Origin of the sequence: Mycobacterium bourgelatii (assembly GCF_010723575.1) — a bacterium.
Taxonomy (GTDB): domain Bacteria; phylum Actinomycetota; class Actinomycetes; order Mycobacteriales; family Mycobacteriaceae; genus Mycobacterium; species Mycobacterium bourgelatii.
In genome coordinates, this window is the sequence record NZ_BLKZ01000001.1 from 3,522,428 (window position 1) to 3,547,179 (window position 24,752).

Annotated in this window: 21 protein-coding genes; 8 read left to right on the forward strand and 13 right to left on the reverse strand. The window is 65.7% G+C overall.

What is annotated here, in order from left to right; translation table 11 throughout:
- Window positions 1-7: 7 nt before the first annotated feature.
- Complete coding sequence (gene pafA / locus G6N68_RS15315) at window positions 8-1,366, reverse strand: Pup--protein ligase (protein WP_205351345.1); 1,359 nt, start codon at window positions 1,364-1,366, stop codon at window positions 8-10.
- 227 nt (window positions 1,367-1,593) lie between these two features.
- Here pafA and G6N68_RS15320 point away from each other — a divergent pair, with 227 nt between their 5' ends.
- On the forward strand, window positions 1,594-3,183 hold the full coding sequence (locus tag G6N68_RS15320) for a PPE domain-containing protein (RefSeq protein ID WP_163713759.1): 1,590 nt from the start codon (window positions 1,594-1,596) through the stop codon (window positions 3,181-3,183).
- Window positions 3,184-3,193: 10 nt separating this feature from the next.
- Here G6N68_RS15320 and prcA read toward each other — a convergent pair whose 3' ends face one another.
- The 4 genes from prcA to dop form a co-directional block, all read right to left on the reverse strand.
- The gene (gene prcA / locus G6N68_RS15325) at window positions 3,194-3,961 is read right to left on the reverse strand and encodes a proteasome subunit alpha (RefSeq protein ID WP_163713762.1); all 768 of its coding nucleotides are present in this window, start codon (window positions 3,959-3,961) and stop codon (window positions 3,194-3,196) included.
- On the reverse strand, window positions 3,958-4,827 hold the full coding sequence (gene prcB, locus G6N68_RS15330) for a proteasome subunit beta (protein ID WP_163713765.1): 870 nt from the start codon (window positions 4,825-4,827) through the stop codon (window positions 3,958-3,960). The genes prcA and prcB overlap by 4 nt, the downstream gene beginning before the upstream one ends.
- Window positions 4,824-5,018, reverse strand: coding sequence for a ubiquitin-like protein Pup (locus tag G6N68_RS15335; RefSeq protein ID WP_069420324.1), 195 nt, complete (start codon window positions 5,016-5,018; stop codon window positions 4,824-4,826). The genes prcB and G6N68_RS15335 overlap by 4 nt, the downstream gene beginning before the upstream one ends.
- A 138-nt stretch (window positions 5,019-5,156) precedes the next feature.
- A complete protein-coding gene (gene dop / locus G6N68_RS15340; protein ID WP_163713767.1) occupies window positions 5,157-6,653 on the reverse strand; it encodes a pup deamidase/depupylase in 1,497 nt (498 codons plus the stop codon).
- Between the two features lie 88 nt (window positions 6,654-6,741).
- On the opposite strand from dop, the gene G6N68_RS15345 reads away from it, so the two are divergent.
- On the forward strand, window positions 6,742-7,947 hold the full coding sequence (locus G6N68_RS15345) for a hypothetical protein (protein ID WP_163713770.1): 1,206 nt from the start codon (window positions 6,742-6,744) through the stop codon (window positions 7,945-7,947).
- Window positions 7,937-8,566: a hypothetical protein gene (locus G6N68_RS15350; protein ID WP_163713773.1), complete on the forward strand. Its 630-nt coding sequence runs from the start codon at window positions 7,937-7,939 to the stop codon at window positions 8,564-8,566. Before G6N68_RS15345 ends, G6N68_RS15350 begins: the two co-directional genes overlap by 11 nt.
- 218 nt (window positions 8,567-8,784) lie before the next feature.
- Here G6N68_RS15350 and arc read toward each other — a convergent pair whose 3' ends face one another.
- A complete protein-coding gene (gene arc, locus G6N68_RS15355; RefSeq protein ID WP_163713776.1) occupies window positions 8,785-10,614 on the reverse strand; it encodes a proteasome ATPase in 1,830 nt (609 codons plus the stop codon).
- 272 nt (window positions 10,615-10,886) lie between these two features.
- On the opposite strand from arc, the gene lppK reads away from it, so the two are divergent.
- Both lppK and G6N68_RS15365 read left to right on the forward strand, forming a co-directional pair.
- Entirely contained in the window at window positions 10,887-11,513 is a 627-nt protein-coding gene (gene lppK / locus G6N68_RS15360) for a lipoprotein LppK (RefSeq protein WP_163713779.1), read from the forward strand.
- A 7-nt stretch (window positions 11,514-11,520) separates the two neighbouring features.
- Window positions 11,521-11,817 carry a DUF503 domain-containing protein gene (locus tag G6N68_RS15365; RefSeq protein ID WP_163713783.1) on the forward strand — a complete coding sequence of 99 codons (297 nt, stop codon included), beginning with the start codon at window positions 11,521-11,523 and terminating at the stop codon, window positions 11,815-11,817.
- Between the two features lie 5 nt (window positions 11,818-11,822).
- On the opposite strand, the gene G6N68_RS15370 is transcribed toward G6N68_RS15365, so the two are convergent.
- Window positions 11,823-13,721: a serine/threonine-protein kinase gene (locus G6N68_RS15370; protein ID WP_240355489.1), complete on the reverse strand. Its 1,899-nt coding sequence runs from the start codon at window positions 13,719-13,721 to the stop codon at window positions 11,823-11,825.
- A 1-nt stretch (window position 13,722) separates the two neighbouring features.
- Complete coding sequence (gene trmI / locus G6N68_RS15375; RefSeq protein WP_163713786.1) at window positions 13,723-14,574, reverse strand: tRNA (adenine(58)-N(1))-methyltransferase TrmI; 852 nt, start codon at window positions 14,572-14,574, stop codon at window positions 13,723-13,725.
- Window positions 14,575-14,647: 73 nt separating this feature from the next.
- On the opposite strand from trmI, the gene G6N68_RS15380 reads away from it, so the two are divergent.
- The gene (locus G6N68_RS15380) at window positions 14,648-15,520 is read left to right on the forward strand and encodes a RecB family exonuclease (protein ID WP_163713789.1); all 873 of its coding nucleotides are present in this window, start codon (window positions 14,648-14,650) and stop codon (window positions 15,518-15,520) included.
- Window positions 15,517-16,290, forward strand: coding sequence for a thioesterase family protein (locus G6N68_RS15385; protein ID WP_163718650.1), 774 nt, complete (start codon window positions 15,517-15,519; stop codon window positions 16,288-16,290). Before G6N68_RS15380 ends, G6N68_RS15385 begins: the two co-directional genes overlap by 4 nt.
- Before the next feature lie 92 nt (window positions 16,291-16,382).
- Here G6N68_RS15385 and G6N68_RS15390 read toward each other — a convergent pair whose 3' ends face one another.
- The 5 genes from G6N68_RS15390 to metH all read right to left on the reverse strand — a co-directional run bounded on the left by G6N68_RS15390 (window position 16,383) and on the right by metH (window position 23,312).
- Window positions 16,383-17,753 carry an FAD-containing oxidoreductase gene (locus tag G6N68_RS15390; RefSeq protein WP_163713792.1) on the reverse strand — a complete coding sequence of 457 codons (1,371 nt, stop codon included), beginning with the start codon at window positions 17,751-17,753 and terminating at the stop codon, window positions 16,383-16,385.
- Entirely contained in the window at window positions 17,750-18,247 is a 498-nt protein-coding gene (locus G6N68_RS15395) for a glycine zipper 2TM domain-containing protein (protein ID WP_163713795.1), read from the reverse strand. Before G6N68_RS15395 ends, G6N68_RS15390 begins: the two co-directional genes overlap by 4 nt.
- A 76-nt stretch (window positions 18,248-18,323) precedes the next feature.
- A complete protein-coding gene (hisG, locus tag G6N68_RS15400; protein ID WP_163713798.1) occupies window positions 18,324-19,175 on the reverse strand; it encodes an ATP phosphoribosyltransferase in 852 nt (283 codons plus the stop codon).
- A 2-nt stretch (window positions 19,176-19,177) separates the two neighbouring features.
- Complete coding sequence (locus G6N68_RS15405; RefSeq protein ID WP_163713801.1) at window positions 19,178-19,459, reverse strand: phosphoribosyl-ATP diphosphatase; 282 nt, start codon at window positions 19,457-19,459, stop codon at window positions 19,178-19,180.
- A gap of 118 nt (window positions 19,460-19,577) precedes the next feature.
- Window positions 19,578-23,312 carry a methionine synthase gene (metH, locus tag G6N68_RS15410; protein WP_371871698.1) on the reverse strand — a complete coding sequence of 1,245 codons (3,735 nt, stop codon included), beginning with the start codon at window positions 23,310-23,312 and terminating at the stop codon, window positions 19,578-19,580.
- Between the two features lie 525 nt (window positions 23,313-23,837).
- Between metH and G6N68_RS15415 the strand changes: the two genes are divergently transcribed.
- On the forward strand, window positions 23,838-24,710 hold the full coding sequence (locus tag G6N68_RS15415) for a PAC2 family protein (protein ID WP_205351484.1): 873 nt from the start codon (window positions 23,838-23,840) through the stop codon (window positions 24,708-24,710).
- Window positions 24,711-24,752 lie beyond the last annotated feature (42 nt).

Genomic DNA, 24,752 nt, shown 5'->3' on the forward strand with positions numbered 1-24,752 from the left:
TTCGCGGTTACATGCTCGCGATCAGCCGCTTGACCCGTTCGTCGACCGCCCGGAACGGGTCCTTGCACAGCACGGTGCGCTGTGCCTGGTCATTGAGCTTCAGGTGCACCCAGTCGACCGTGAAGTCGCGCCCGGCCGCCTGGGCGGCGCTGATGAACTCGCCGCGCAGCCGGGCGCGGGTGGTCTGGGGCGGACGCTCGACGGCCTCGGCGATCTCCTCGTCAGTGGTGACGCGCGACGCGAGGCCCTTGCGCTGCAGCAGATCGAAGACGCCACGACCGCGTTTGATGTCGTGGTACGCCAAGTCCAGCTGCGCGATCTTGGGGTCGGACAGCTCCATGTTGTAGCGGTCCTGGTAGCGCTGGAACAGCTTGCGCTTGATCACCCAGTCGATCTCGGTGTCGACCTTGGCGAAGTCCTGACTCTCCACGGCGTCGAGTTGGCGACCCCAGAGGTCGACAACCTGCTCGATCTGGGCGTTGGGTTCCCGCGTCTGCAGGTGCTCGACGGCGCGGGCGTAGTACTCCCGCTGGATGTCCAGTGCGCTGGCCTGACGGCCGCCGGCCAGCCGCACGGGCCGCCGGCCGGTGACGTCATGGCTGACTTCCCGGATGGCGCGGATGGGGTTGTCCAGCGAGAAATCACGGAACGCTACACCCGATTCGATCATTTCCAGCACCAGCGCGGCCGTGCCCACCTTGAGCATGGTGGTGGTCTCGCACATGTTGGAGTCGCCGACGATCACGTGCAGGCGGCGGTACTTCTCGGCGTCGGCGTGCGGCTCGTCGCGGGTGTTGATGATCGGGCGTGAGCGCGTCGTCGCGCTGGAGACGCCTTCCCATATGTGCTCGGCGCGTTGGGACAGGCAGAATGTGGCCGCCTTGGGCGTCTGCAGCACCTTGCCGGCACCGCAGATCAACTGGCGGGTGACCAGGAACGGCAGCAGCACGTCGGAGATCCGGGAGAATTCGCCGGCGCGCACGATCAGGTAATTCTCGTGGCAGCCGTAGGAGTTGCCCGCCGAGTCGGTGTTGTTCTTGAACAGGTAGATGTCGCCGCCGATGCCTTCGTCGGCAAGTCGCTGCTCGGCGTCGACCAGCAGGTCTTCGAGCACCCACTCGCCGGCGCGGTCGTGGGTGACCAGCTGCACCAGGCTGTCGCATTCGGCGGTGGCGTACTCGGGGTGGCTGCCCACATCGAGGTACAGGCGCGCGCCGTTACGCAAGAAGACGTTGGAACTGCGGCCCCACGAGACCACCCGGCGGAACAGGTAGCGGGCTACCTCATCCGGGGACAGGCGACGATGCCCGTGGAACGTGCAGGTGACACCGAATTCCGTTTCGATGCCCATGATTCGTCGCTGCACACATCGAGCGTACTTGCTGTTTGACGGTGGCGGTCGGCAACCCGCGGCGCGCGTGGCTGGACCGTGACCCGGCCCGGTGGGCTCGTCCGGCCGCGATCGCTTGACCAGCACCTATTTCGGACCACCATCACCCGGTGTGTCGCAGGCCGAATCTGAAAGTTAGGCTCGGCGAAACAATTGCAGATCCATAGCTGGGTGAGGTCGTCCGTGACAGGGGCAGGTGACTGGTGACCGCGGCGATATGGATGGCCGCGCCGCCGGAGGTCCACTCCGCGCTGCTGAGCCAGGGGCCGGGCCCCGGGCCGCTACTGGCAGCCGCAGCGGCGTGGGAGTCGCTGAGCCTCGAGTACGCCGCGGCGGCCGAAGAGGTGAATGCCCTGGTGGCCGCGGTACACCCGGGCCAATGGGATGGTTCTGGTTCGGAATCTTTTGCAGCCGCGCACGCGCCGTTCACGGCATGGTTGCTGCAGGCCAGCGCCAACAGTGCCGCGATGGCCGCACAACACCGAATCGCGGCCCTGGCATATTCCGCCGCGCTGGCGGCCATGCCGACGCTGGCCGAACTGGCGGCCAACCACGCCGCTCACGCAACTCTGGTGGCGACAAACTTCTTCGGCATCAACGCGATCCCCATCGCGCTCAACGAGGCCGATTACCTGCGGATGTGGATCCAGGCTGCCACCACCATGGGGGTTTACCAGGCCACCACGGAGGTAGCGGTTGCATCGACGCCGGAAGCGGCGCCGGCGCCGCCGATTCTTGCGCAGCCCGCGGCGTCGTTGGATCCGGGGCGGGCATTGCTTGAGGTGCTCAGACCGTATCTGCTCCAGCTCGGCATCAACCCGCTCATTCGCAATCCGTTGGTTTCCAACGTCGCGACCGAATTCATCGCCGACGTCCTGGAGAACTTCGGTGTGTATTGGGACCCCGGAGCGGGCCTGCTCAATGGTGTCGGCTACGAGTCCTATGCGGACGCCACCCAGCCGATGTGGTACCTGGCCCGGGGCCTGGAACTCATCGGTGACTCGATGCAGATGACGCAAAACCCGGCAATGGCACTGCAGTACTTCGTTGCCCTCTCGGTGTTCGACTGGCCCACTCACATCGCCCAGTTGGGTACCGCGATAACCCAATCACCGCTGCTGGTGGCCGCGGCCGGCGGAGCGATGCTGGCACCGGCGGCGACGGCGGGCGGGTTCGCCGGGGTGGCCGGGCTGGCCGGCCTGCCCCAAGCGGTTGCCGCGCCCGCACCGGCGCTTGTCGCGGCCGGACCCGAGTCGTGGCCGGCCGGCGGAATGACTTCTGCTGTCACGACCGTCGCCTCCGCCCCGGCGGGGACCCCGGCCTCGGCTCCCGCGCCGTCGACGGCTACCGGCGTCGTCAGTGCCGCACCCGCGGGCCCACCCGCCGCAGGAACGAGCTTCGTACCGCCCTACGCGTTGGCGCCGCCGGGCATCGGGTTCGGTTCCGGGATGACGTCCAGCGCGAGCGCCAAGGCGCAGCGAAAGGCGCCCGAGCCCGACAGTGCGGCCGCCGCGGCGGAAGCCCGGGCCGCGGCCCGCCGCCAGGCGCGTAGTCGGCGGCGCAAGCACATGACGCAGCGCCAGTACGGCCACGAATTCATGGATATGGACGACGCGCCCGACCTCGACGAGCCCGTGTCGGTGGCGGCGTCAGATGGCGGCGCCGGAGCACTGGGCGCGGCCGGGTCCGTTCTTCAGGACGTGCAGGAAGAGGCCGCTGGTTTGACGACGTTGGCCACCGACGACTTCAGCAGCACGCCGGACATACCGTTGCTACCGCGCAACTGGCGATGAAACCCGCCCGCTAATCCTTGGATTCGTCGCCCTCGGCGTCGCCGTCCTCTTTGGAATCTTCGGTATTCGATTCCTCCAGCAGGGCTTCCAGCTTCGAGCGATGGATTCGCTTGAACGCACGCCGCGGCCGATTGGCGTCCAGGACCGCGACCTCCAGGCTGGTCACACTCAGGGTGGCCTGGCCGTTCGTCGACGATTCGGCGCTGCCCGCGCGAAGCGCGTCGAGCGCGATCCGCAATGCCTGCGGCAGGTCGGCGTTCTCGGTGTAGGACTCTTTGAGCGCGGTGGTGATCGGCTCCGTGGTGCCACCCATCACCACGTAGTGCGGCTCGTCGGCGATCGACCCGTCGTAGGTGATCCGGTAGAGCTCGGGGGCTTTCGTCTCGCCGTAGTGCGCGACCTCTGCCACGCACAACTCGACCTCGTAGGGCTTGGCCTGCTCGGTGAAGATGGTGCCGAGGGTTTGGGCGTACACGTTGGCCAGTTGCCGGCCGGTGACGTCGCGGCGGTCGTAGGCGTAGCCGCGGGTGTCGGCGAATTGAATCCCGCCGCGGCGCAGGTTGTCGAATTCGTTGAACTTCCCGGCGGCCGCAAACCCCACCCGGTCGTAGATTTCGCTGATCTTCTGCAATGACCGCGACGGGTTCTCCGCGACGAACAGGACACCGTCGGCGTATGCCAGCGCCACCACACTGCGGCCCCGGGCGATGCCTTTGCGCGCGAGCTCGCTGCGCTCGCGCATGGCCTGCTCGGGCGAGATGAAATATGGGAAGCTCACTTCTTCTCACCGCCGTCGGGACCGAAAGTGTCAGCGCGCGAACGGCTTTCGATGATCTCGCGAGCCAGCCCGGCGATGCGGCTCTCCGGCACGTCAACCGCTCCGTCTGCGTCGATGAGGACCGCCGTCGGAAAGATCCCGCGAACCAAATCCGGTCCGCCCGTGGCGGAGTCGTCGTCGGCGGCGTCGTAGAGCGCCTCGATGGCAACCCGCAGCGCCGAATCGGCGTCGCTGACGCGGGAATACAGCTTCTTCATCGAGGACTTGGCGAAGATCGACCCGGAGCCCACCGATTGGTAGCCCTCTTCTTCGATGTTCCACCCGCCGGCGGCGTCGAATGAGACGATGCGGCCCGCGGATTCCGGGTCCGAAGCATGGATGTCGTAGCCGGCCAGCAGCGGCAGCGCGACCAGGCCCTGCATGGCGGCGGCCAGGTTGCCGCGCACCATGATCGCCAGGCGGTTGACCTTGCCGGCAAAGGTGAGCGGTACGCCTTCGAGCTTCTCGTAGTGTTCGAGTTCGACCGCGTAGAGGCGGGCGAACTCGACGGCTATCGCGGCGGTGCCGGCGATGCCGGTGGCCGTGTATTCGTCGGTGATGTAGACCTTCTGCACGTCGCGCCCGGCGATCATGTTGCCCTGCGTCGAGCGCCGGTCGCCGGCGATGACGACACCGCCGGGGTACTTCAGGGCCACGATGGTGGTGCCGTGCGGCAGTTGGTCGCCGACGGATCCCGCGCTGAGGCTCGCGGGCAGCAATTCCGGTGCTTGGTGCCGCAGAAAGTCAGTGAAAGACGACAGGTCTACTGACGGTGATCCGAAGAGTGCAGATTTGGTGGACAGGCGATCGGGCAACGGCCAGGTCACTGTCCGCCCTTTTGAACGTATGCGCGGACGAAGTCCTCGGCGTTCTCCTCCAAGACATCGTCGATCTCATCGAGCAGGTCGTCGGTTTCCTCGGTCAGCTTCTCGCGACGCTCCTGGCCTGCAGCAGAAGCGCCGGCGAGATCCTCTTCGTCGCCACCGCCACCACCACGTTTGGTTTGCTCCTGAGCCATCGCCCGCCTCCTGCTTCGTTAACGGCCCTCCAAGAGGCCTCGTGTGATTCCACACGCCCGCTGGTCTTTACCTACAGTACCGGTCAGCACCGACGTTTCGTCGGTCTAAGCTCCTCCTAGTTCCGATGTCCGCGTTCGCTAGCTGGTGAGCTGCTCCACGAGTTCCACCGCACTATCGACCGAGTCCAACAACTCTCCGACGTGCGCCTTGCTGCCGCGCAGCGGCTCGAGCGTCGGGATGCGCACCAGGGAGTCACCACCCAGGTCGAAAATCACCGAATCCCAGCTGGCCGCGGCGATGTCGGCGCCGAAGCGGCGCAGGCATTCACCGCGGAAGTATGCGCGGGTATCCGTTGGCGGATTGTCGACCGCCTCCAGCACCTGGTGCTCGGTGACGAGCCGCTTCATCGATCCGCGCGCCACCAGGCGGTTGTAGAGCCCCTTGTCCAGCCGGACGTCGGAATACTGCAGATCGACCAGGTGCAGGCGGGGTGCGGACCAACTCAGGTTCTCGCGGTGCCGGAAACCTTCGAGCAGACGCAGTTTGGCCGGCCAGTCCAGCAACTCGGCGCACTCCATCGGATCCCGCTCCAACAGGTCGAGCACGTGCGCCCAGGTCTCCACGAGGTGAGACGCCCGGGGGTCCGGGTCGCGGCTGTCGACGAGCTTGGCCACCCGGTCGAGGTAGATCCGTTGCAGTGCAAGGCCGGTGAGTTCGCGTCCGTCGGCCAAGGCCACCGTCGCGCGCAGCGACGGGTCACGGCTGATGGTGTGCACCGCGTGCACCGGACGGGCCAGCGTCAGGTCGGTGAGATCGATACCTTCCTCGATGAGATCGAGCACCAACGCGGTGGTGCCCAACTTCAAGTAAGTCGAGGTCTCGGCGAGGTTGGCGTCACCGATGATGACGTGCAATCGGCGGTATCTGTCGGCGTCGGCGTGCGGTTCGTCGCGCGTGTTGATGATGCCGCGCTTGAGCGTGGTTTCCAGCCCGACCTCGACCTCGATGTAGTCGGAGCGCTGGGACAGCTGGAAACCCGGCTCGTCGCCGGAAGGGCCGATGCCGACGCGGCCGGAGCCCGTCACCACCTGCCGGGACACCAGGAACGGCGTCAAACCCACGATGATCGCCGAGAACGGCGTCTGCCGCGACATCAGATAGTTCTCGTGCGACCCGTAGGAAGCGCCCTTGCCGTCGACGTTGTTCTTGTAGAGCTGCAGCTTGGCGGCCCCGGGAACGCTGGCGACGTGCCGGGCGGCCGCCTCCATCACGCGCTCGCCGGCCTTGTCCCAGATCACCGCGTCCAGCGGATCGGTGCATTCGGGTGCGGAATATTCGGGGTGGGCGTGGTCGACGTAAAGGCGCGCCCCATTGGTGAGGATCATGTTGGCGGCCCCGACCTCGTCGGCGTCGACGATCGGCGGCGGTCCGGCCGAGCGGCTCAGATCGAAACCACGGGCGTCGCGCAGCGGCGATTCCACTTCGTAGTCCCACCGCGTGCGCTTGGCGCGCTGAATCCCGGCGGCCGCCGCGTAGGCCAGGACCGCCTGCGTCGAGGTAAGGATCGGGTTGGCGGTCGGGTCCGACGGCGAGGAAATGCCGTACTCGACCTCCGTACCGATAATCCGTTGCATGCGTAAAGCCTAGGCCCGCCGACGATCCGAGCCGTGAACGGCCCGGTGTGACGCGTCAGGGCTGGTCACGGCACTAAGGTGAGGCGCGATGGATCTTCCCCCGCAGCGCAGGCGTGCCCGACCCGACGCGGCGACCGTCGCGGCCGAGAGCTGGTTCCTGCAGCGCGGCCTGCCGTCGGTGCTGACGAGGCGGGCCCGGTGGCGACGGCTGTGGTCCCGTTCGGCGCCCGTGTTGGCGGCCTACGCGATGCTGCATTGCTCGGGCATACCGATCTATCTGATCACCCGCGGCGAAGACGTGAACATAGTCGGGACACCGTCACCCTCCGAGTGGGTGATCCTGGCCGTCATCGCGGTCGCTCCGATAGCGATCACCCTCGCTGGGTGGCTGGTCTCCCGGCTCCCGACCGGCCGGGCGCGCGCCATCGCCGCGACCGTCGCAATCTCCGTCGTGGCGGCCGTCATCCTCGTACAGGCCGGCGTGGCACACCTGCCACAGGCCGCTGTGGCCGCGCTCATCATGCTGCTACTGACGGCCAGTGGCCTCGGTTCCGTGCTCGGGTGGGCGATACGCATGACGTTGTCGCATCTCGCGACGATCGGCACCCTGGCGGTGCGGGCGCTGCCGGTCGTGCTGCTGACCACGTTGGTGTTCTTCAACGGCAACGTCTGGCTCATGGCGGCGAAGATCAGCGGTGAGCGGCTGGTGCTGGCACTGGCCTTTCTGGTCGGCATCGCCGTCGCGTTCGTCGTCTCCTCGACCGTGGACCGGGTGAGACCGATGCTGCGGTCACCGGCGTCGGTGCCCAAAGACAGTGAGCTGCTTGCCGATACACCCTTTGAACCGTTGCCCGATCCGTCGGACACGCCGGCGCTGACCAGGGCCGAACGCGTCAACGTGGTGTTCGTACTGGCCGTCTCGCAGCTGGCGCAGATCATGGTCGTGGCGGCCCTGACCAGCGCGATCTATCTGATGCTCGGCCTGATCGTGCTCGATGCCAATCTGCTGAAGGAATGGGCCCACACCGGGGTGACCAGCTCCACGATCCTGGGGTTTACCGTTCCGGTGCCGCATTCGCTGATCCACATGTGCCTGGTGCTGGGCGCCTTGACCTTCATGTACATCAGCGCTCGCGCCGCCGGCGATGAGGAATACCGCACCAGCTTTCTCAATCCGCTGATGGACGACCTGCATGCCACCCTGACGGCACGCAACCGATACCGCGGCGCCGTTGCGCGCGTCGCTGTTGACGGCGGTGACAGCGATGATTACCTTCACCCGAATGCCGGGTAAACATGCACGTAGCGAGGTGGCCGACTTAGCCGGTCAGCGATATGGCGAAGTCCTCTTGGTAGTCCCCGGCGAGGCCGGTCCGCAGGCCAACGTCTACAACAGCTATCCGCTCAATGATTGTCCGGCCGAACTGTGGAGCGCGCTCGACGCGCAAGCGCTCGCGACCGAACACGGTGCCGCCGCGGTTCTGCTCAACGGTCCGCGCTATTGGCTGATGAATGCGATCGAAAAGAACCGCCAGGGCCCGGCGATCATCAAGAACTTCGGCGGAATCGACATGCAACTGCAAGCGACAGTGCTGTTGTCGTCCATGAACCCCGCACCTTACGTCCCCAATCAGGTCAACCGCCACACGGTCTTCGTCTACAACGCGGGCGAAGAGGTCTACGAACTTCAAGACCCCAAGGGCCAGCGCTGGATCATGCAAACCTGGAGCCAGGTCGCGGACCCCGAGCTGTCACGGGAAGATCTGCGGAAGCTGGGCGACCGGCTGAAATTGCCCACCGGGTGGTCCTATCACGTCCGCGTGCTACCTAGTGAGGTGCGCGTCGACACGATTTCGAGTCCCGCGTACGTCGTACAGGACGACCTGACCAACAGCTACTCGCTGATCACCTGAGTCGATTGCTAACTCGCGGTTGGCCATCCAACTGCGGTGTCGCATAAGGGCTTTGCGCGGCCTTGGCGACGGCCGCCGCGAACAGCGCCTCGGCCTGCTGGACCGGCGAGCGACCGTCCCATGCCTTCACATTGCGGGCAGCCCGATGTTCATCGGCATCATTCGGACCGCAACGAAGCCGCATCGGTCAGACGCTAGTCGCGGCGAGCGACAAGTGTTTACAGGTACTGACCCAGGTTGGACTCGGTGTCGATGGCCCGCGACGCGCTCGAAGACTTACCGGTGACCAGCGTGCGGATGTAGACGATCCGTTCGCCCTTCTTGCCCGAAATCCGCGCCCAGTCATCGGGGTTGGTGGTGTTGGGCAAGTCCTCGTTCTCGGCGAACTCGTCGACGATCGAATCCAGCAGGTGCTGAATCCGCAGACCGGGCTGGCCCGTCTCCAACACCGACTTGATGGCGTTCTTCTTGGCGCGGTCGACGACATTCTGAATCATGGCCCCGGAGTTGAAGTCCTTGAAGTACATGACTTCCTTGTCACCGTTGGCGTAGGTGACTTCCAGGAACCGGTTGTCGTCGATCTCGGCGTACATCCGCTCGACGACCTTTTCGATCATCGCCCTGATGCAGGCCGCCCGGTCGCCGTCGAACTCGGCGAGGTCGTCGGCGTGCACCGGCAGGTTCTCGGTCAGGTACTTCGAGTAAATGTCCTGGGCCGCTTCGGCGTCGGGCCGCTCGATCTTGATCTTCACGTCCAGACGGCCAGGCCGCAGGATGGCCGGGTCGATCATGTCCTCGCGGTTTGACGCGCCGATGACGATGACGTTCTCGAGGCCCTCGACGCCGTCGATCTCACTGAGCAGCTGCGGGACCACGGTGGTCTCGACGTCCGAGGAGACGCCGGTGCCGCGGGTGCGGAAGATCGAGTCCATCTCGTCGAAGAACACGATCACCGGAGTACCTTCGGAGGCCTTCTCCCGGGCCCGCTGGAAGATCAGCCGGATGTGACGTTCGGTCTCACCGACGAACTTGTTCAGCAGCTCGGGGCCCTTGATGTTGAGGAAGTAGGACTTGGCCTCGCGGGAGTCGTCGCCACGGACTTCGGCCATCTTCTTGGCCAACGAGTTGGCCACCGCCTTGGCGATCAGCGTCTTGCCACAGCCGGGCGGACCGTAGAGCAACACGCCTTTGGGCGGCCGCAGCGAGTACTCGCGGTAGAGCTCCTTGTGCAGGAAGGGCAGCTCGACCGCGTCGCGGATCTGCTCGATCTGGCGGCTCAGACCGCCGATGTCCTCGTAGCTGACGTCCGGCACCTCTTCGAGGACCAGATCCTCGACCTCGGCCTTGGGGATTCGCTCGAAGGCGTACCCGGCTTTGGTGTCGACCAGCAGAGAATCGCCAGGCCGCAGTTTCCGCGGCCTGGTGTCGTCGTTGAGCGCATCTGGGTGTCCGTCTGGCAGATCCTCGGCCACCAACGGATCGGCCAGCCACACGATGCGTTCCTCGTCGGCGTGACCGACCACCAAGGCCCGATGACCGTCGGCGAGCACCTCGCGCAGGGTCGAGATCTCACCGACCGATTCGAACGAGCCCGCCTCGACGACCGTCAGCGCCTCGTTGAGCCGGACCGTCTGCCCCTTACGAAGAGTCTTGGTGTCGATGTTCGGCGAGCACGTCAGTCGCATCTTGCGGCCGGAGGTGAACACATCGACTGTGTCGTCGTCATGGGTGCCCAGCAGGACCCCGTAACCGCTGGGCGGCTGGCCCAATCGGTCGACCTCTTCGCGAAGCGCGAGCAGCTGCTGACGCGCTTCTTTAAGAGTTTCCATTAACTTCGAATTTCGGGCCGCCAACGAGTCGATCCGAGCTTCTAGTTGGTGCACATCGCGCGCTGAGCGTGTCGGGCTCTGATGACTGAGCGCGTTCTCGAGTTGCTCGCGAAGCACCGCTGCCTCGCGTCGCAACTGTTCTAATTCGGCAGCATCGCCGCTGGACAGGGAGTTATCGCGAGGGACCTTGTACGCTTCGGAACGCTCTGAGTCACCCATGTTGCACTCCTTTCCCGCACCAGAAATGGCGTGGCGGATACATCCAAGCTACCGGCGATTGGCGATCCATGTGTGTAGTCAAATGCCGTTGAAAAGTAACAATCTTGGTCTCGCTGGTATTCTCAGCTTCTACTCGGGCCGAGCGAAAGGACCGCTGTGACTGCGAAATCCCAAGCCACGGGCTTGGTATGGGTCGTTGCGTCGGTCCCCGGGGCGGTGAATGTGACGTGTCCCGCATACGTTGATTGTCCATAGCCGAAACCTCCCGCTGGATGCACCGAAACATCTGCGTAACTTTCGCCAACGCCGCAGCGATGCTGGCACTGGTGCTTACGGGATGTTCACCTGACGAGGCAAAGAATTCCTCGTCCACTGCCCCCTCAAACGCGCCGGCGCCCACGAGTGTGCCCGCCGCGCCGCCCGCCACTGCCCTGCCCGCCCCCGAGGTGTTGACCGACGTGCTGTCGCGGCTCGCCGATCCGGCAGTGCCGGGCGTCGACAAGTTGGGTCTGGTCGAAGGCTCCAATCAAGAAACCGCCGCCGCTCTGGACAGGTTCACCACTGCCGCGCGCGACGGCGGCTATCTACCCATGACTTTCGTGGCCAAAGACATCGTGTGGTCGGACAAGAATCCGTCCGACGTGCTAGCGACGGTCGTCGTCACGACCGCGAACCCGGAGCGTCGCGAGTTCACTTTCCCGATGGAGTTCACGCGCGTCCAAGGCGGCTGGCAGCTGTCCAAGCGAACCGCGGAGACGCTGCTGGCGCTGCAGAAATCGGGGACTTCGACGGCGTCGGCCAGCCCATCGCCGACGCCTGTCAGCCCGGTGCCCCCTGCGTCCAGCTCAGAGTCCAGTCCTGCTCCCGCCCCTTCGCCGTCGCAGACACCGCCGGGCTGAACCCAGGATGTGGATCGGCTGGCTCGAGTTCGACGTGCTGCTCGGGGACGTGCGTTCGCTCAAGCAGAAGCGCTCGGTGATCCGTCCGGTGGTCGCGGAGTTGCGGCGCAAGTTCAGCGTCTCCGCCGCGGAGACGGGTTCGAACGAGCTGTACCGCCGGGCGGGCATCGGCGTATCGGTGGTGGCCGGCGATCGTGGGCACGTGGTGGAGGTGCTCGACGCGGCCGAGCGTCTGGTGGCCGCACATCCGGAGTTCGAGTTGCTGTCGGCGCGGCGGAGTTTGCTGCGCAGCGACGATGACTAGTCCCGTTAGCCCACAGTGAGCTTGAGCACCCGATGGCTGTCATCGGTGACGTAGACGGCGCCGGCGTTGTCGACCGCTATATTGCTGGGGTTGTAGAGACCGTCGAACGGCAGTTCGAGTGGGACAGAAGAGTTGGCTGACAACTTAAACACCCGCTGATTAACCCCCCCAGAGATGAAGTAGATGCGGTCGCCGGTATCGACCGCCATCGAAATGGCGCTGGGAGCGGGAGTCACGTCAACTGCGGTTGAGGCACCGCGCGGAAGCTGGAACAACCGAGCATCTAGATCGGTGACGTAGACGGCACCGGCGGTGTCGACCGCCACGGAGACCGGCTTGTTGAGGTCCCAAAAGGGCAATTCGACTGGGGTGCCTGATACCAGCTTGAGCACTCGATTCTTGCCGGACTCAGCAACATAGACTGCACCGGCGGTATCGACCGCCAAACCCCACGGGTTGTCGAGACCGCCGAAGGGCAGTTCGATTGCAGTCCTGGCTCCGGCCGGAAGCCTATACACACGACTGTCGCAGATTGCATAGACGGCGCCCTTCGTATCGACTGCCACTCCCCGAAAGTCGCCGCCGGGGAAAGGCAATTTCACTGGACCGTTGGTTCCGGCTGACAACTTGAATACACCGCTATTGTCGGAGCAGGCGATGTACACCGCTCCGGCGGTATCGACCGCCAGGCCCCGACCCAAGTCGTTAGCGCACTTGATTGGCAGCGCGACTTGACCCTGACTGTTGCCTGTGCTGCCGGTGCTCCCGACCGTGCTCCAAATTCCGACAGTGATGGCTACGGCGACGATCATGACCGCAAGGATGATGACGACCTTGCGCCGCCACCACGGCGGGTTGTCGCCTGGTGGCTCTGCTTCCGGTGGCTTATCAAGCACCGGCGCGCGTGAGACGGGGACGGTGTGGATTTGGGGGGCCGGTGGAACGGGGCGGGGCCGGGCCCGCGTTTGGTACGGCGCGGGGGGCCTTGGGGCCGGTGCTGTGGCGGTCGGCGGGGACGCTGGTGCTCTGCGTGGCGGAGGCTGAAGGGCGGGTTCCGGCCGAGCAACGGGACCCGGCGCAGTCGGTACAGCGATGGCCTCGCGGGCCGCGCGGGCCAACTCTTTGGTCGTGGCATAGCGCTGATCGGGATCCTTGGCCATGCCCGCTGCGATGACGGCATCCAACTGCGCGGGAACCCCCGCCCGCAGCTGCGAGGGTCGCGGCGGCGGACTGGTCAAATGGGCCGATATCTGCTGCTCGAGACTGCTGGCTGGATACGGCTGTTGGCCGGTCAGGCATTCATGAAGCACGCACGCCAAGGCGTAGACATCGGAACGAGGGTCCAACTGTCCAGCCGAGATGCGTTCTGGGGCCAAGTACGCCCAGGTGCCGATGATGTTGCCCGTGCCAGTCAGGCCCGTTTCATCGGTACTGCGTGCGATACCGAAGTCGATGAGGTACGCGAAGTCCTCATCGTCCAGCAGCACGTTGGAGGGTTTGACGTCGCGGTGTACCAACCCGATCCGGTGCGCGGCATGCAGCGCCGAAGCTACCTGCTCGACGATGGCGACGGCTCGCGCCGACTCTAACGGACCCTGCCGCAGAACTTCCTGCAGATCCCGACCCTCGACCAACCGCATATCCACATACAGACGCCCGTCGATCTCCCCGAAATGGTGAATCGGAATGACATGCGGATTGTTCAACCCCGCCGCCGCGTTAGCCTCACGGCGGAACCGCTCCCCAAACATCGGATCCACCGCAAGCTGCGCCGGCAGCACCTTGACCGCCACCACCCGATTGGTCTCGGTGTCGAACGCGCGCCAGACCTCCCCCATCCCGCCGCGACCCAACAACTCCAACAACCGATAGCGCCCGAAAGGCGTGCCCTCGGTGGAGTTCAAGCTATCCGTCCCTTCCCGGGCGCTTGCGACCTAGTGGCGCCGGGGCAACGGCGCCGGGCGCCAACCGTCGTGCCGTCACCAAGAACGCGGTGTGCCCGCGCATGGAATGTTGCGGCCGGACCGCCAGCCCGACCACGTTCCAGCCGCGCTGGAGCGTTTCCCATGAGCGCGGTTCTGTCCAGCACTGCTGCGCCCGCATCGCCTCCACGACCTTGGACAGTTGCGTGACGGTGGCAACGTAGACCACCAGCACACCGCCGGCGATCACCAGTCGGGCGACCGAGTCCAGGACGTCCCACGGAGCCAGCATGTCGAGCACCGCGCGGTCGATGCAGCCGTCGGGCAATTCGGAGCCGGCGACGTCGCCGATGATCAACTGCCAGTTGTCCGGGACCCGGCCCTGTGCGCCGTGGAAGTTGGCGACGTTGCGGCTGGCGTGTTCGGCGTGGTCGGCTCGCTGTTCGTAGGAGATCACGGTGCCCTGCGGGCCGACGGCCCGCAGCAGCCAGCACGTCAACGCACCCGATCCGGCGCCCGCTTCCAGGACCCGGGCCCCGGGAAAGATATCTCCCTCATGCACGATTTGCGCCGCGTCCTTGGGATATATCACCTGCGGCCCGCGCGGCATCGACATGATGTAGTCGACCAGCAGCGGCCGCAGCACCAGGAACAGGGCGCCGTTGCTGGATTTGACGACGCTGCCTTCGTCCTGCCCGATGATCGCGTCGTGGGCGATCGAGCCGCGATGGGTGTGGAACTCCGCGCCAGGCGCGAGTGCCATCGTGTAGTGGCGGCCCTTGGCGTCGGTGAGTTGGACGCGCTCTCCCACGGTGAACGGGCCGGTTGCTGACACGTCGTCTAGCGTGCCAGCAGACTCGCCGCAATTTGTGCTCGGGGTTGTCGGTGTGCCGACCTAGGCTGCGAATATGACCGAACAGCTGGTGGCGCCTGAGCCGGCTGATCGTGTGCACCGGCCGGCGCTGTCGCCGTCGCGGGCGGCGGACTTCAAGCAATGCCCACTGCTGTACCGGTTCCGGGCCATCGACCGGTTGCCTGAGGCGCCGTCGGCGGCGCAGCTCCGGGGTTCGTTGGTGCACGCCGCCCTCGAGCAGCTCTACGGCCTGCCCGCCGTGCAGCGCGGCCCGGACACCGCGCGGTCACTGGTGGCGTCGGCCTGGGAGCAGGTGATCGCTGCCGAACCTGAGCGGGCGGCCGACTTCGACCCCGAGCAACGCGCTCAGCTACTCGACGACGCGCGCGCGTTGCTCTCCGGTTATTACCGCCTGGAAGACCCGACGCGGTTCGACCCGCAGAGCTGCGAACAGCGGGTCGAGGTCGAACTGGCCGACGGCACGCTCCTGCGCGGCTATATCGACCGCATCGACGTCGCGGCCACCGGCGAACTTCGCGTGGTCGACTACAAGACCGGCAAGGCCCCACCCGCGGCGCGGGCCCTCGCCGAGTTCAAGGCGATGTTCCAGATGAAGTTCTACGCGGTGGCGCTGTTCCGTTCGCGCGGTGTGCTGCCCGCTCGGTTGCGGCTTATCTATCTGGCCGACGGCCAGGTGCTGGACTACTCGCCGGATCGTGACGAGTTGCTGCGTTTCGAGAAGACGTTGATGGCGATCTGGCGCGCGATCCAATCAGCCGGTGCGACAGGCGATTTCCGCCCCAGCCCGTCGCGGCTGTGTGATTGGTGCTCGCACCAACAGCACTGCCCGGCCTTCGGGGGGACACCCCCGCCGTACCCAGGTTGGCCGGAACTCCAACCCGCCGAAACGGCTTCGTGCCCGGCGTGAAAGGTTGCTACTACCGGCGCCTCGGCACCGATGGTGATTACCAGATATTCGATTCCACCGACTACACCCGAAGCAATTGGGACCCCGAAATCCAGTACGGCTCACCGCCATTGGCGCTGCTGACCAAGCTCATCGAGGAGCTCTCGGCGGATTCCGGTCTGCGCGTGGGGCGACTCGGGCTAGATATCCTCGGGGCCATTCCGGTGCGTCCGGTACGCGTGCGGGCCTGGGTGGAGCGTCCGGGTTCGCGCGTCTGCATGATGGTCGGCGAAATGTCGGCCGACCGCGTGGTGGCGCGGGTGACGGCCTGGCTCATCGCGATTAGCGACACCACCGACGCGGCCAGCGACCGCTATCCCCCACTGGCCGAAGGACCGGCGCAGCCGTTGCCCGCAACGTTTCTGGGCATCGGGGGTTATTTCGACGCACTGCACTGGCGCCCGCAACAGGCCGACGGGGCAGCCGCGGTTTCGTGGTTCAGCCCCCTGGCCCACATCGTCGACACCGATCCGACGACGGCACTGCAGCGGCTTGCCGCCGTGGTCGACTGCGCCAATGGTGTCGGCGCCGTTTTGGATCCCAGAGAGTTTTTCTTCATGAACACCGACACCGTCGTGCACCTGCACCGCCTGCCGACGGGTTCCGATTTCGCGTTGCGGGCTCGCGCGTCGGTAGGGCCAGACGGGGTCGGCGTGACCACGGGACAGGTCTTCGACAGGGACGGGTTCATCGGTACGTCCGCGCAGCCGCTGCTGGTGCAGCGCAGGTGACCGTTCGCGGTCGCCGTCCGTGGGGTCGCCGAAAGTGGGGCATATGGCCCGCGAGTTCAAGATGTGGGTGCGTAGGCCTCCCGCTCGACGAACTAGTCGAGCGGCGAAAGCTCCTGCAGCACAGTCGGAATGAGCTCGCTGACCGTGGGGTGAATGTGCATCGTGCGGGACAGGGTGGTGTAGGGCGCCTTGGCGGACATCACATCCAGGATGCAGTGAATGGCCTCGTCACCGCCCACGCCGAAGACGGCCGCGCCCAGGATCTGGTGGGAGTCGGCGTCGACCACGACCTTCATAAATCCTTGCGTCTCACCCTTTTCCACCGCCCTGCCGACCCGGGTCATCGGCCGCTTGCCCACCAGCGCCCTGCGGCCCGACTTGCGCACCTCGTCGACGGTCAACCCGGCGCGCCCCAGCGGCGGGTCGATATAGAGCGCGTGGGTAGGAATGCGGTCGCTGACCCGGCGCGGATCGTCATCGAGCAGGTTGGCGGCCACTATTTCGAAGTCGTTGTACGAGGTGTGGGTGAAGGCGCCCCGGCCGTTGCAGTCGCCCATGGCCCAGATGTGGTCGACGCTGGTCTTGAGCTGATCGTCTACCAGGATGTGGCCCTGGTCATCGGTCTGCACACCGGCCGCCGCCAGATTCAGGTCGTCGGTGTTGGGTCGGCGACCTACCGCCAACAGTAGATGGCTGCCGCGGACCGGATTCGCGCCGGCGCTCGGAGTAAGCTCAAAACTGCTGCCTTGTTTGGTGATTCGTATATCGTCGGCATTCGTGACTACGTCGATCCCCTCGCCCTGCAGGATCTCCTTGATGGTGGCCGAGGTGTCTTCGTCCTCGCGCGACGCCAGTCGCGGGCCACGCTGCACGACGGTCACGGCGGCCCCGAAACGGCGATACATCTGGGCGAATTCCAGCCCGATGTAGCTGCCGCCGATGATGACGAGGTGCTGAGGCACCGTGTCGAGTTCGAGAATCGACACGTTGGTCAGGTATTCGACATCGTCGAGACCCGGAATGTCCGGAATGACGGCACGCCCGCCGACATTGAGGAAAATCCGCTCGGCGTGCAGGATTTCGTCGTTGACGCGCAGGGTGTGGGGGTCTTCGAAGCGCGCATGTCCGCGATAAAGGGTGCAGCCGTCCATGCCTTCCAGCCAGCCCTCGACCCCGGCGCGGTCCTTGAGCATAATGCCGTCCTTGCGGGCCTTGACCTTCGCCATGTCCACGCTGATCTCGCCGGTCCCCACGCCGTATTCCGCGCCGCGGCGGGCCAAGTGGGCGGCATGCGCGCTGGCCACCAGCGTCTTGGTGGGGATGCATCCGGTGTTCACGCACGTGCCGCCGACGTGTTTGCGCTCGATGACGGCGACCCGCTGCCCGGCCGCCGTCAGGCGACCCGCAAGTGGTGGCCCGGCTTGGCCGGCGCCGACGACGATCGCGTCGAAATGCTGCGTCACAGGGCGTCGGGAACCATGGCGGCCGCCGCGGCGACGATACCGAAACCGCCGAGCACCGCCACCGAATCCTCCAGCAGTGCGATCGGCAGGTCATTGCCACCGTTCTTAGCTACCAACGCCTTTCGCGCCTGGTACCCACCCAAGGTGCCCAGCACCGCGCCGATGACACCGGCGCCCAGCGAACTCCACTTGTAATGCCAGGCGGTGCCTAAGATCGCACCGGCCAACCCGCCCATGATGAGTCGGACCGCGAAGACCGGTGTCGCGGTACGCGGCGGCGTCTTGGGAAGCTTGTCATTAATTAATTCGCCGACGGCAAGGACGCTGAAGATCACCGCCGCCACCAGGCTCGCGGCCCATGCTGCCCACGTTCCGTGCAAACCGATCCAGCCGAGATACGCCGCCCAGGCGACGACTGTGGGGGCCGTCAATGAACGCAACCCGGCGACCACACCGAGTAGGAGGGCAAGGAGCAGAACGAGTACGTGCGTCACAGGGGCCTCCTGGCACCGAACAGGATGATTAGGGACGCTAACACAGTGACGTCCGAATCACCTGCTCAGAAGTCGTTCAGAAGCGGCAGAACCTTATGTCGGAAGCCAGGATCGCCTTGGCGCCGATGACGGCGAGTTCGTCCATGAGGCTGTTGATGTCGCGGCGAGGCACCAGGGCCCGAACAGCGACCCAGTCCGGGTCGGCCAGTGGGGCGATGGTCGGGGACTCCAGTCCCGGGGTGATCGCCGTGGCCCGGTCCAACGCGGTGCGCGGGCAGTCGTAGTCAAGCATCAGATACTGCTGGCCGAACACCACGCCCTGCACCCGAGCGACCAATTGCTCACGTGCACGGCTGGTTTGGCTATCGGCGTGGGCCCGCTCGATGAGCACTGCCTCCGAATCACACAGTGGCTCACCGAAAGCTACCAAATTGTGCAGGCTCAGCGTGCGGCCCGACCCCACCACGTCGGCGATGGCGTCGGCAACCCCGAGTTGCACCGAGATCTCGACCGCCCCGTCAAGCCTGATGACCGTCGCATCAATACCCTTGGCGGCCAAGTCTTTCCGAACCAAATTCGGGTATGCCGTGGCGATCCGCTTACCGGCGAGGTCGGCCACGGTCCAGTCGCGTCCCGCCGGCGCCGCGTACCGGAACTTCGACGAGCCGAAGCCCAGCGCCAGACATTCCTGCACCGGCGCGTCGGAATCCAGCGCCAGATCGCGTCCGGTGATACCGAAGTCAAGATCGCCGGAACCGACATAGATGGCGATGTCCTTGGGCCGCAGGAAGAAGAATTCGACGTTGTTGGCGGGATCGATGACGGTCAGATCTTTGGGATCGGTGCGTCGGCGGTAGCCGGCTTCGGACAGGATCTCGGTGGCCGGCTCGCTCAGCGCCCCCTTGTTGGGCACCGCAATTCGCAGCATATTCACAGTTTCCGATACACGTCTTCGAGGGTCAGGCCACGGGAAATCATCAGGACCTGCGTCCAGTAGAGCAGTTGGCTGATCTCCTCGGCCAGGGCTTCGTTGGGTTCGTGCTCAGCCGCCAGCCACACCTCACCGGCTTCTTCCAGGATCTTCTTACCCAGCGTGTGTACCCCGGCGTCGAGCGCGGCGACGGTGCCGCTGCCAGCGGGCCGGGTGCGGGCACGCTCGCCGAGTTCGGCGAACAGATCCTCGAAGGTCTTCACGGCCAGCGATTGTTTCACGTGCCCTCCAGCGAAGTCACTTTGGTTTCCGGGAAGCTCGTCCGCGAGGGCGCGCAGATGTACGCCTTCGACGGCGTGTCGGCGTACAAACACGGTCGCTCGCGGCAGAGAAGAAGGCTCAGTCCTCGGGGTTGTAGCCCAGGTTGGAGCTGAGCCAGCGCTCGGCCTCCTGCAGGGTCCAGCCCTTGCGCCGCGCGTAGTCGGCGACCTGGTCCTGGGCCAGCCGGCCGACCACGAAGTACTGCGACTGCGGGTGCGAGAAATACCAGCCGCTGACGGCGGCACCGGGCCACATCGCCATCGACTCGGTCAGCTCGATCCCCGTCCGCTCCCTAACGTCCATCAACTTCCACAGCGTGACCTTCTCGGTGTGCTCCGGGCAGGCCGGGTAGCCGGGGGCCGGGCGGATTCCGACGTACTTCTCACCGATGAGCGCCTCGTTGTCCAGTTGCTCCTCGGGCTGGTAGCCCCAGAACTCCTTGCGGACCCGTTCGTGCATCCGCTCGGCGAACGCCTCGGCCAGCCGGTCGGCGATCGATTCCAGCAGGATGGCACTGTAGTCGTCGAGGGCCGCCTTGAACTCCGCGATCTTCTCCTGGCTGCCGAGCCCGGCGGTGACGGCGAACGCGCCGACGTAGTCGGCCAGCCCAGTGTCCTTGGGGGCGATGAAGTCGCCCAGCGACCGGTTCGGGATGCCCTCGCGGTGCTCGCCCTGCTGGCGCAGGTTGTGCAGCGTCGCCAGCACCTCGGTGCGGGTGTCGTCGGTGTACACCTCGACGTCGTCACCGACTGCGTTGGCCGGGAAGAACCCGATCACCGCGTTGGCGGTCAGCCACTTCTCCTTGATCAGGGTGTCGAGCATCTCCTGGGCGTCGTCGTACAGCTTGCGAGCGGCCTCACCCGTGGCCGGGTTGTTGAGGATGTCGGGGAACCTGCCCTTCATCTCCCAGGCGTTGAAGAACGGCTGCCAGTCGATGTACTCGCGCAACTCGGCGAGGTCGTAATCCTGAAAGTCCCGTACTCCCACACCTATCGCCGGCACCGGCGGCGTGTAGTTGTCCCAGTCGATCGGCGTCCGGTTCGCGCGGGCCTTTTCCAGCGTCAGCATCGGCCGCTCGTTCTTCTGGGCGTGCCGTTCGCGCAGCGACGCGTAATCCTTCTCGGTCGCCTCCAACAGACCCGGACGCTGTTTGTCGTCGAGGAGTGCGGCCGCCACCGGCACCGAGCGGGACGCATCCTTGACCCAGACCACCGGACCGCTCCGACGCGGCGCCACCTTCACGGCCGTGTGCGCGCGCGAGGTGGTGGCGCCACCGATCAACAACGGGATCTCCAGCCCGCGGCGTTCCATCTCGACAGCGAAGTTGACCATCTCGTCCAGGGACGGGGTGATCAGGCCGGACAGCCCGATGATGTCGGCGTCGTGCTCTTCCGCGGCGGCCAGGATCTTCTCGGCGGGCACCATCACACCGAGGTCGATCACTTCAAAGTTGTTGCACTGCAGCACGACCCCGACGATGTTCTTGCCGATGTCGTGGACGTCGCCCTTCACGGTCGCCATGATGATGGTGCCGTTGGTGTCCTTCCCCGCAGCAGCGCCGGACTCTGCCTTCTCCGCCTCGATGAACGGCAGCAGGTAGGCCACAGCCTTCTTCATCACCCGGGCGGACTTCACCACCTGGGGCAGGAACATCTTGCCCGAGCCGAACAGGTCGCCGACGACGTTCATGCCGTCCATCAGCGGGCCCTCGATCACCTCGATCGGGCGACCACCGGCGGCGGCGATCTCGGCCCGAAGTTCCTCGGTGTCCTCGTCGACGTGGGCGTCGATGCCCTTGACCAGTGCGTGCGTGATCCGCTCGCGCACCGGGAGGGAGCGCCACTCGGCCGCCGCAGGGTCTTCGGACTTTTCCTTGCTGTTGAACCGTTCGGCGATCTCCAGCAGTCGCTCGGCGGCATCCGGGCGGCGGTTCAGGACGACGTCCTCGATCCGCTCCCGCAACTCCGGGTCGATCGAGTCGTAGGGCACCAGCGCACCGGCGTTGACGATGCCCATGTCCAGGCCGGCCTTGATGGCGTGGAACAGGAACACCGCGTGGATCGCCTCGCGAACGGGGTTGTTGCCCCGGAAGGAGAACGAGACGTTGGAGATGCCGCCGGAGATGTGCACCCCGGGCAGGTTCTCCTTGATCCAGGAGCAGGCATTGATGAAGTCGATGCCGTACGTCGCGTGCTCTTCGATGCCGGTGGCCAGTGCGAAGCAGTTCGGGTCGAAGATGATGTCCTCGGGCGGGAAGCCGACCTCTTCGGTCAGGATCCGGTAGGCGCGGCCGCAGATCTCCTTGCGCCGCTCCAGGTTGTCCGCCTGCCCCTGTTCGTCGAAGGCCATCACGACGACGGCGGCGCCGTACTTGCGGCACAGTCGGGCCTCGCGGATGAACTTCTCTTCGCCCTCCTTCATCGAGATGGAGTTGACGATCGGCTTGCCCTGCACGTTCTTCAGGCCGGCCTCGATGACCTCCCACTTGGAGGAGTCGATCATCACCGGGACGCGGCTGATGTCCGGTTCGGCCGCGATCAGCTTGGTGAACCGGTCCATGGCGGCGACGCCGTCGATCATGCCCTCGTCCATGTTGATGTCGATGACCTGTGCGCCGACCTCGACTTGCTGCAGGGCGACCGAGAGCGCGGTGTCGTAGTCCCCGGCCTTGATCAGGTTGCGGAACCGGGCGGAGCCGGTGATGTTGGTGCGCTCACCGATGTTCACGAAGAGGGAGTCGTCGGTGATGTTCAGCGGCTCGAGACCCGAGAGCCGGGTGGCCACCGGGACCTTCGGCACCTCGCGCGGGGGCTTGCCCTCGACGACCTTGGCGATCGCGGCGATGTGCGGCGGCGCCGTTCCGCAGCAACCACCGACCAGGTTGACCAGGCCGGCGTCGGCGAAGTCGGCGATGTAGCTGGCCTGACGGTCCGGGGACTCGTCGTACTCGCCGAAGGCGTTGGGCAGGCCGGCGTTCGGGTAGCAAGACACGAACGTGTCCGCGATCCGTGACATCTCGGCGATGTAGGGCCTCATCTCGGGCGCGCCCAGGGCGCAGTTGAGGCCGACCGCGATCGGATTTGCATGCCTGATCGAGTTCCAGAACGCCTCGGTGACCTGGCCGGACAAGGTCCGACCGGAGGCGTCGGTGATGGTGCCCGAGATGATCACCGGCCAGCGCCGTCCGCGCTCCTCGAACAGCGTCTCGACGGCGAACACCGCCGCCTTGGCGTTCAGCGAGTCGAAGATCGTCTCGATGATGAGGATGTCGGCACCCCCGTCGACCAGGCCGTTGGCGGCTTCGAGGTAGGCGGCGACCAGTTGGTCGTAGGAGACGTTGCGGGCTCCGGGGTCATTGACGTCCGGCGAGATCGACGCGGTTCGCGTCGTCGGGCCGATCGCGCCGGCGACATAACGGGGCTTCTCCGGGGTGCTGTACTCGTCGGCGGCCTTGCGGGCCAGGGCGGCGCCGGTGTAGTTCAGCTCGTAACTGAAATCCGCCATCTCGTAGTCGGAGAGCGAGATCGCGTTCGCGTTGAAGGTGTTGGTCTCCAGGATGTCGGCGCCCGCCTCGAGGTACTCGCGGTGGATCCCCTCGATGATCTGCGGTTGCGTCAGGTTGAGCAGGTCATTGTTGCCCTGAAGAGCGGTCGGCCACTCCGTGAACCGGTCGCCGCGGTAGCCGGCCTCGTCCGGCCGGTCCCGCTGGATCGCCGTGCCCATCGCGCCGTCGATCACCATGATCCGCTGGCGCAAAGCCGCGGTTAGTTCGTCGGTGCAGTCGGGGCGGATGTTCGGCGCGAAGTCTGACATGGCGGCGTTCACGTACGTTCCTTCCATAACGGAAGGCGTCCTTGACTCTTGCCGAGCGTGGCGGAACCGGTAGGGACCCGGCCCCGTTGCAACGCCTCTCGGCCAGAAAAGTCTACGTCAGTACCCGACGTCTGGACGCCCAGTTCGACGTGACCCGCTTACGATCGCGCTGCCCCGGCGCGCCGGTCCACGGGTCTTGTCGATGTCGTAGTTATTGGTGCTAACCAAATTGCGGCCGACCGTATTTCGTTGATCGCGACGACTTTGTCGGATCCGAAATTGGGAACGGTCACAAGTTAAGGATAGTCGTGCTATCGAAATTCGATGACCGTTTAGCAGCCTATTCGCAGGTGGAAGGCAGTTTTTGCGCCGGGGACATGGGTAATCTGCCGCGCCGCGGGGGCGCGCGACACGCGCGGATCAACGTGGGCGATCACCTGCGCGTTTACCGGTGTCAGGCCTGCGACGCCGTAGGCTGAAACTGTGAATTTGCCGGATTTTGGGCCGGACCCTGGGCCGGAAAGTGTGCTCGACGGCGGCGACCTGCTGCCCGAACTGCACAACACCGTCGTGGTGGCGGCTTTCGAGGGTTGGAATGACGCGGGTGACGCCGCCAGCGATGCGGTGGCGCACCTGACGTCGACCTGGGACGCGCTGCCCATCGTGGAGATCGACGACGAGGCGTACTACGACTACCAGGTGAACCGTCCGGTCATCCGTCAGGTCGACGGGGTCACCCGGGAACTGGAATGGCCTGCCATGCGGATCTCGCACTGCCGCCCGCCCGGCAGCGATCGCGACGTGGTCCTGATGAACGGCGTCGAACCGAACATGCGCTGGCGCACGTTCTGCGACGAGCTGCTGGCGATCATCGACAAGCTCAACGTGGATACGGTGGTGATCCTCGGAGCGCTCCTGGCCGACACCCCGCATACCCGCCCGGTGCCGGTCACCGGAGCGGCCTACTCCCCCGACTCGGCGCGGATGTTCGGTCTTCAGGAGACCCGATACGAAGGGCCGACGGGCATCGCCGGGGTGTTCCAGTACGCGTGCGTGGCGGCCGGCATTCCCGCGGTGACGTTCTGGGCGGCGGTGCCGCACTACGTGTCGCACCCGCCGAACCCCAAGGCGACGGTGGCGCTGCTGCGCCGGGTCGAGGACGTGCTCGACATCGAGGTGCCCCTGGGTGACTTGCCGGCACAGGCCGAGGCGTGGGAACGCGAGATCACCGAGATGGCCGCCGACGACGAGGAACTGAGCGAATACGTCCACTCGCTGGAACAACACGGCGACGCGGCCATCGATGTCAACGATGCGCTGGGCAGCATCGACGGTGACGCGCTGGCCGCGGAGTTCGAGCGGTATCTCAAACGCCGACGTCCGGGGTTCGGGCGCTAGTAATCGCGCGCTCGTCGGCGCTAAATCGTCGGGGCGGTGCCA

What these genes read in the sequence shown, in the direction of transcription:
- lppK (WP_163713779.1), top strand. Translation starts at nt 10,887, where the DNA reads ATGCACCGAAACATCTGCGTAACTTTCGCCAACGCCGCAGCGATGCTG.
- G6N68_RS15365 (WP_163713783.1), top strand. Translation starts at nt 11,521, where the DNA reads ATGTGGATCGGCTGGCTCGAGTTCGACGTGCTGCTCGGGGACGTGCGT.
- G6N68_RS15350 (WP_163713773.1), top strand. Translation starts at nt 7,937, where the DNA reads ATGCCGGGTAAACATGCACGTAGCGAGGTGGCCGACTTAGCCGGTCAG.
- G6N68_RS15380 (WP_163713789.1), top strand. Translation starts at nt 14,648, where the DNA reads ATGACCGAACAGCTGGTGGCGCCTGAGCCGGCTGATCGTGTGCACCGG.
- metH (WP_371871698.1), bottom strand. Translation starts at nt 23,312, where the DNA reads ATGTCAGACTTCGCGCCGAACATCCGCCCCGACTGCACCGACGAACTA.
- hisG (WP_163713798.1), bottom strand. Translation starts at nt 19,175, where the DNA reads ATGCTGCGAATTGCGGTGCCCAACAAGGGGGCGCTGAGCGAGCCGGCC.
- dop (WP_163713767.1), bottom strand. Translation starts at nt 6,653, where the DNA reads ATGCAACGGATTATCGGTACGGAGGTCGAGTACGGCATTTCCTCGCCG.
- arc (WP_163713776.1), bottom strand. Translation starts at nt 10,614, where the DNA reads ATGGGTGACTCAGAGCGTTCCGAAGCGTACAAGGTCCCTCGCGATAAC.
- G6N68_RS15335 (WP_069420324.1), bottom strand. Translation starts at nt 5,018, where the DNA reads ATGGCTCAGGAGCAAACCAAACGTGGTGGTGGCGGTGGCGACGAAGAG.
- G6N68_RS15345 (WP_163713770.1), top strand. Translation starts at nt 6,742, where the DNA reads ATGGATCTTCCCCCGCAGCGCAGGCGTGCCCGACCCGACGCGGCGACC.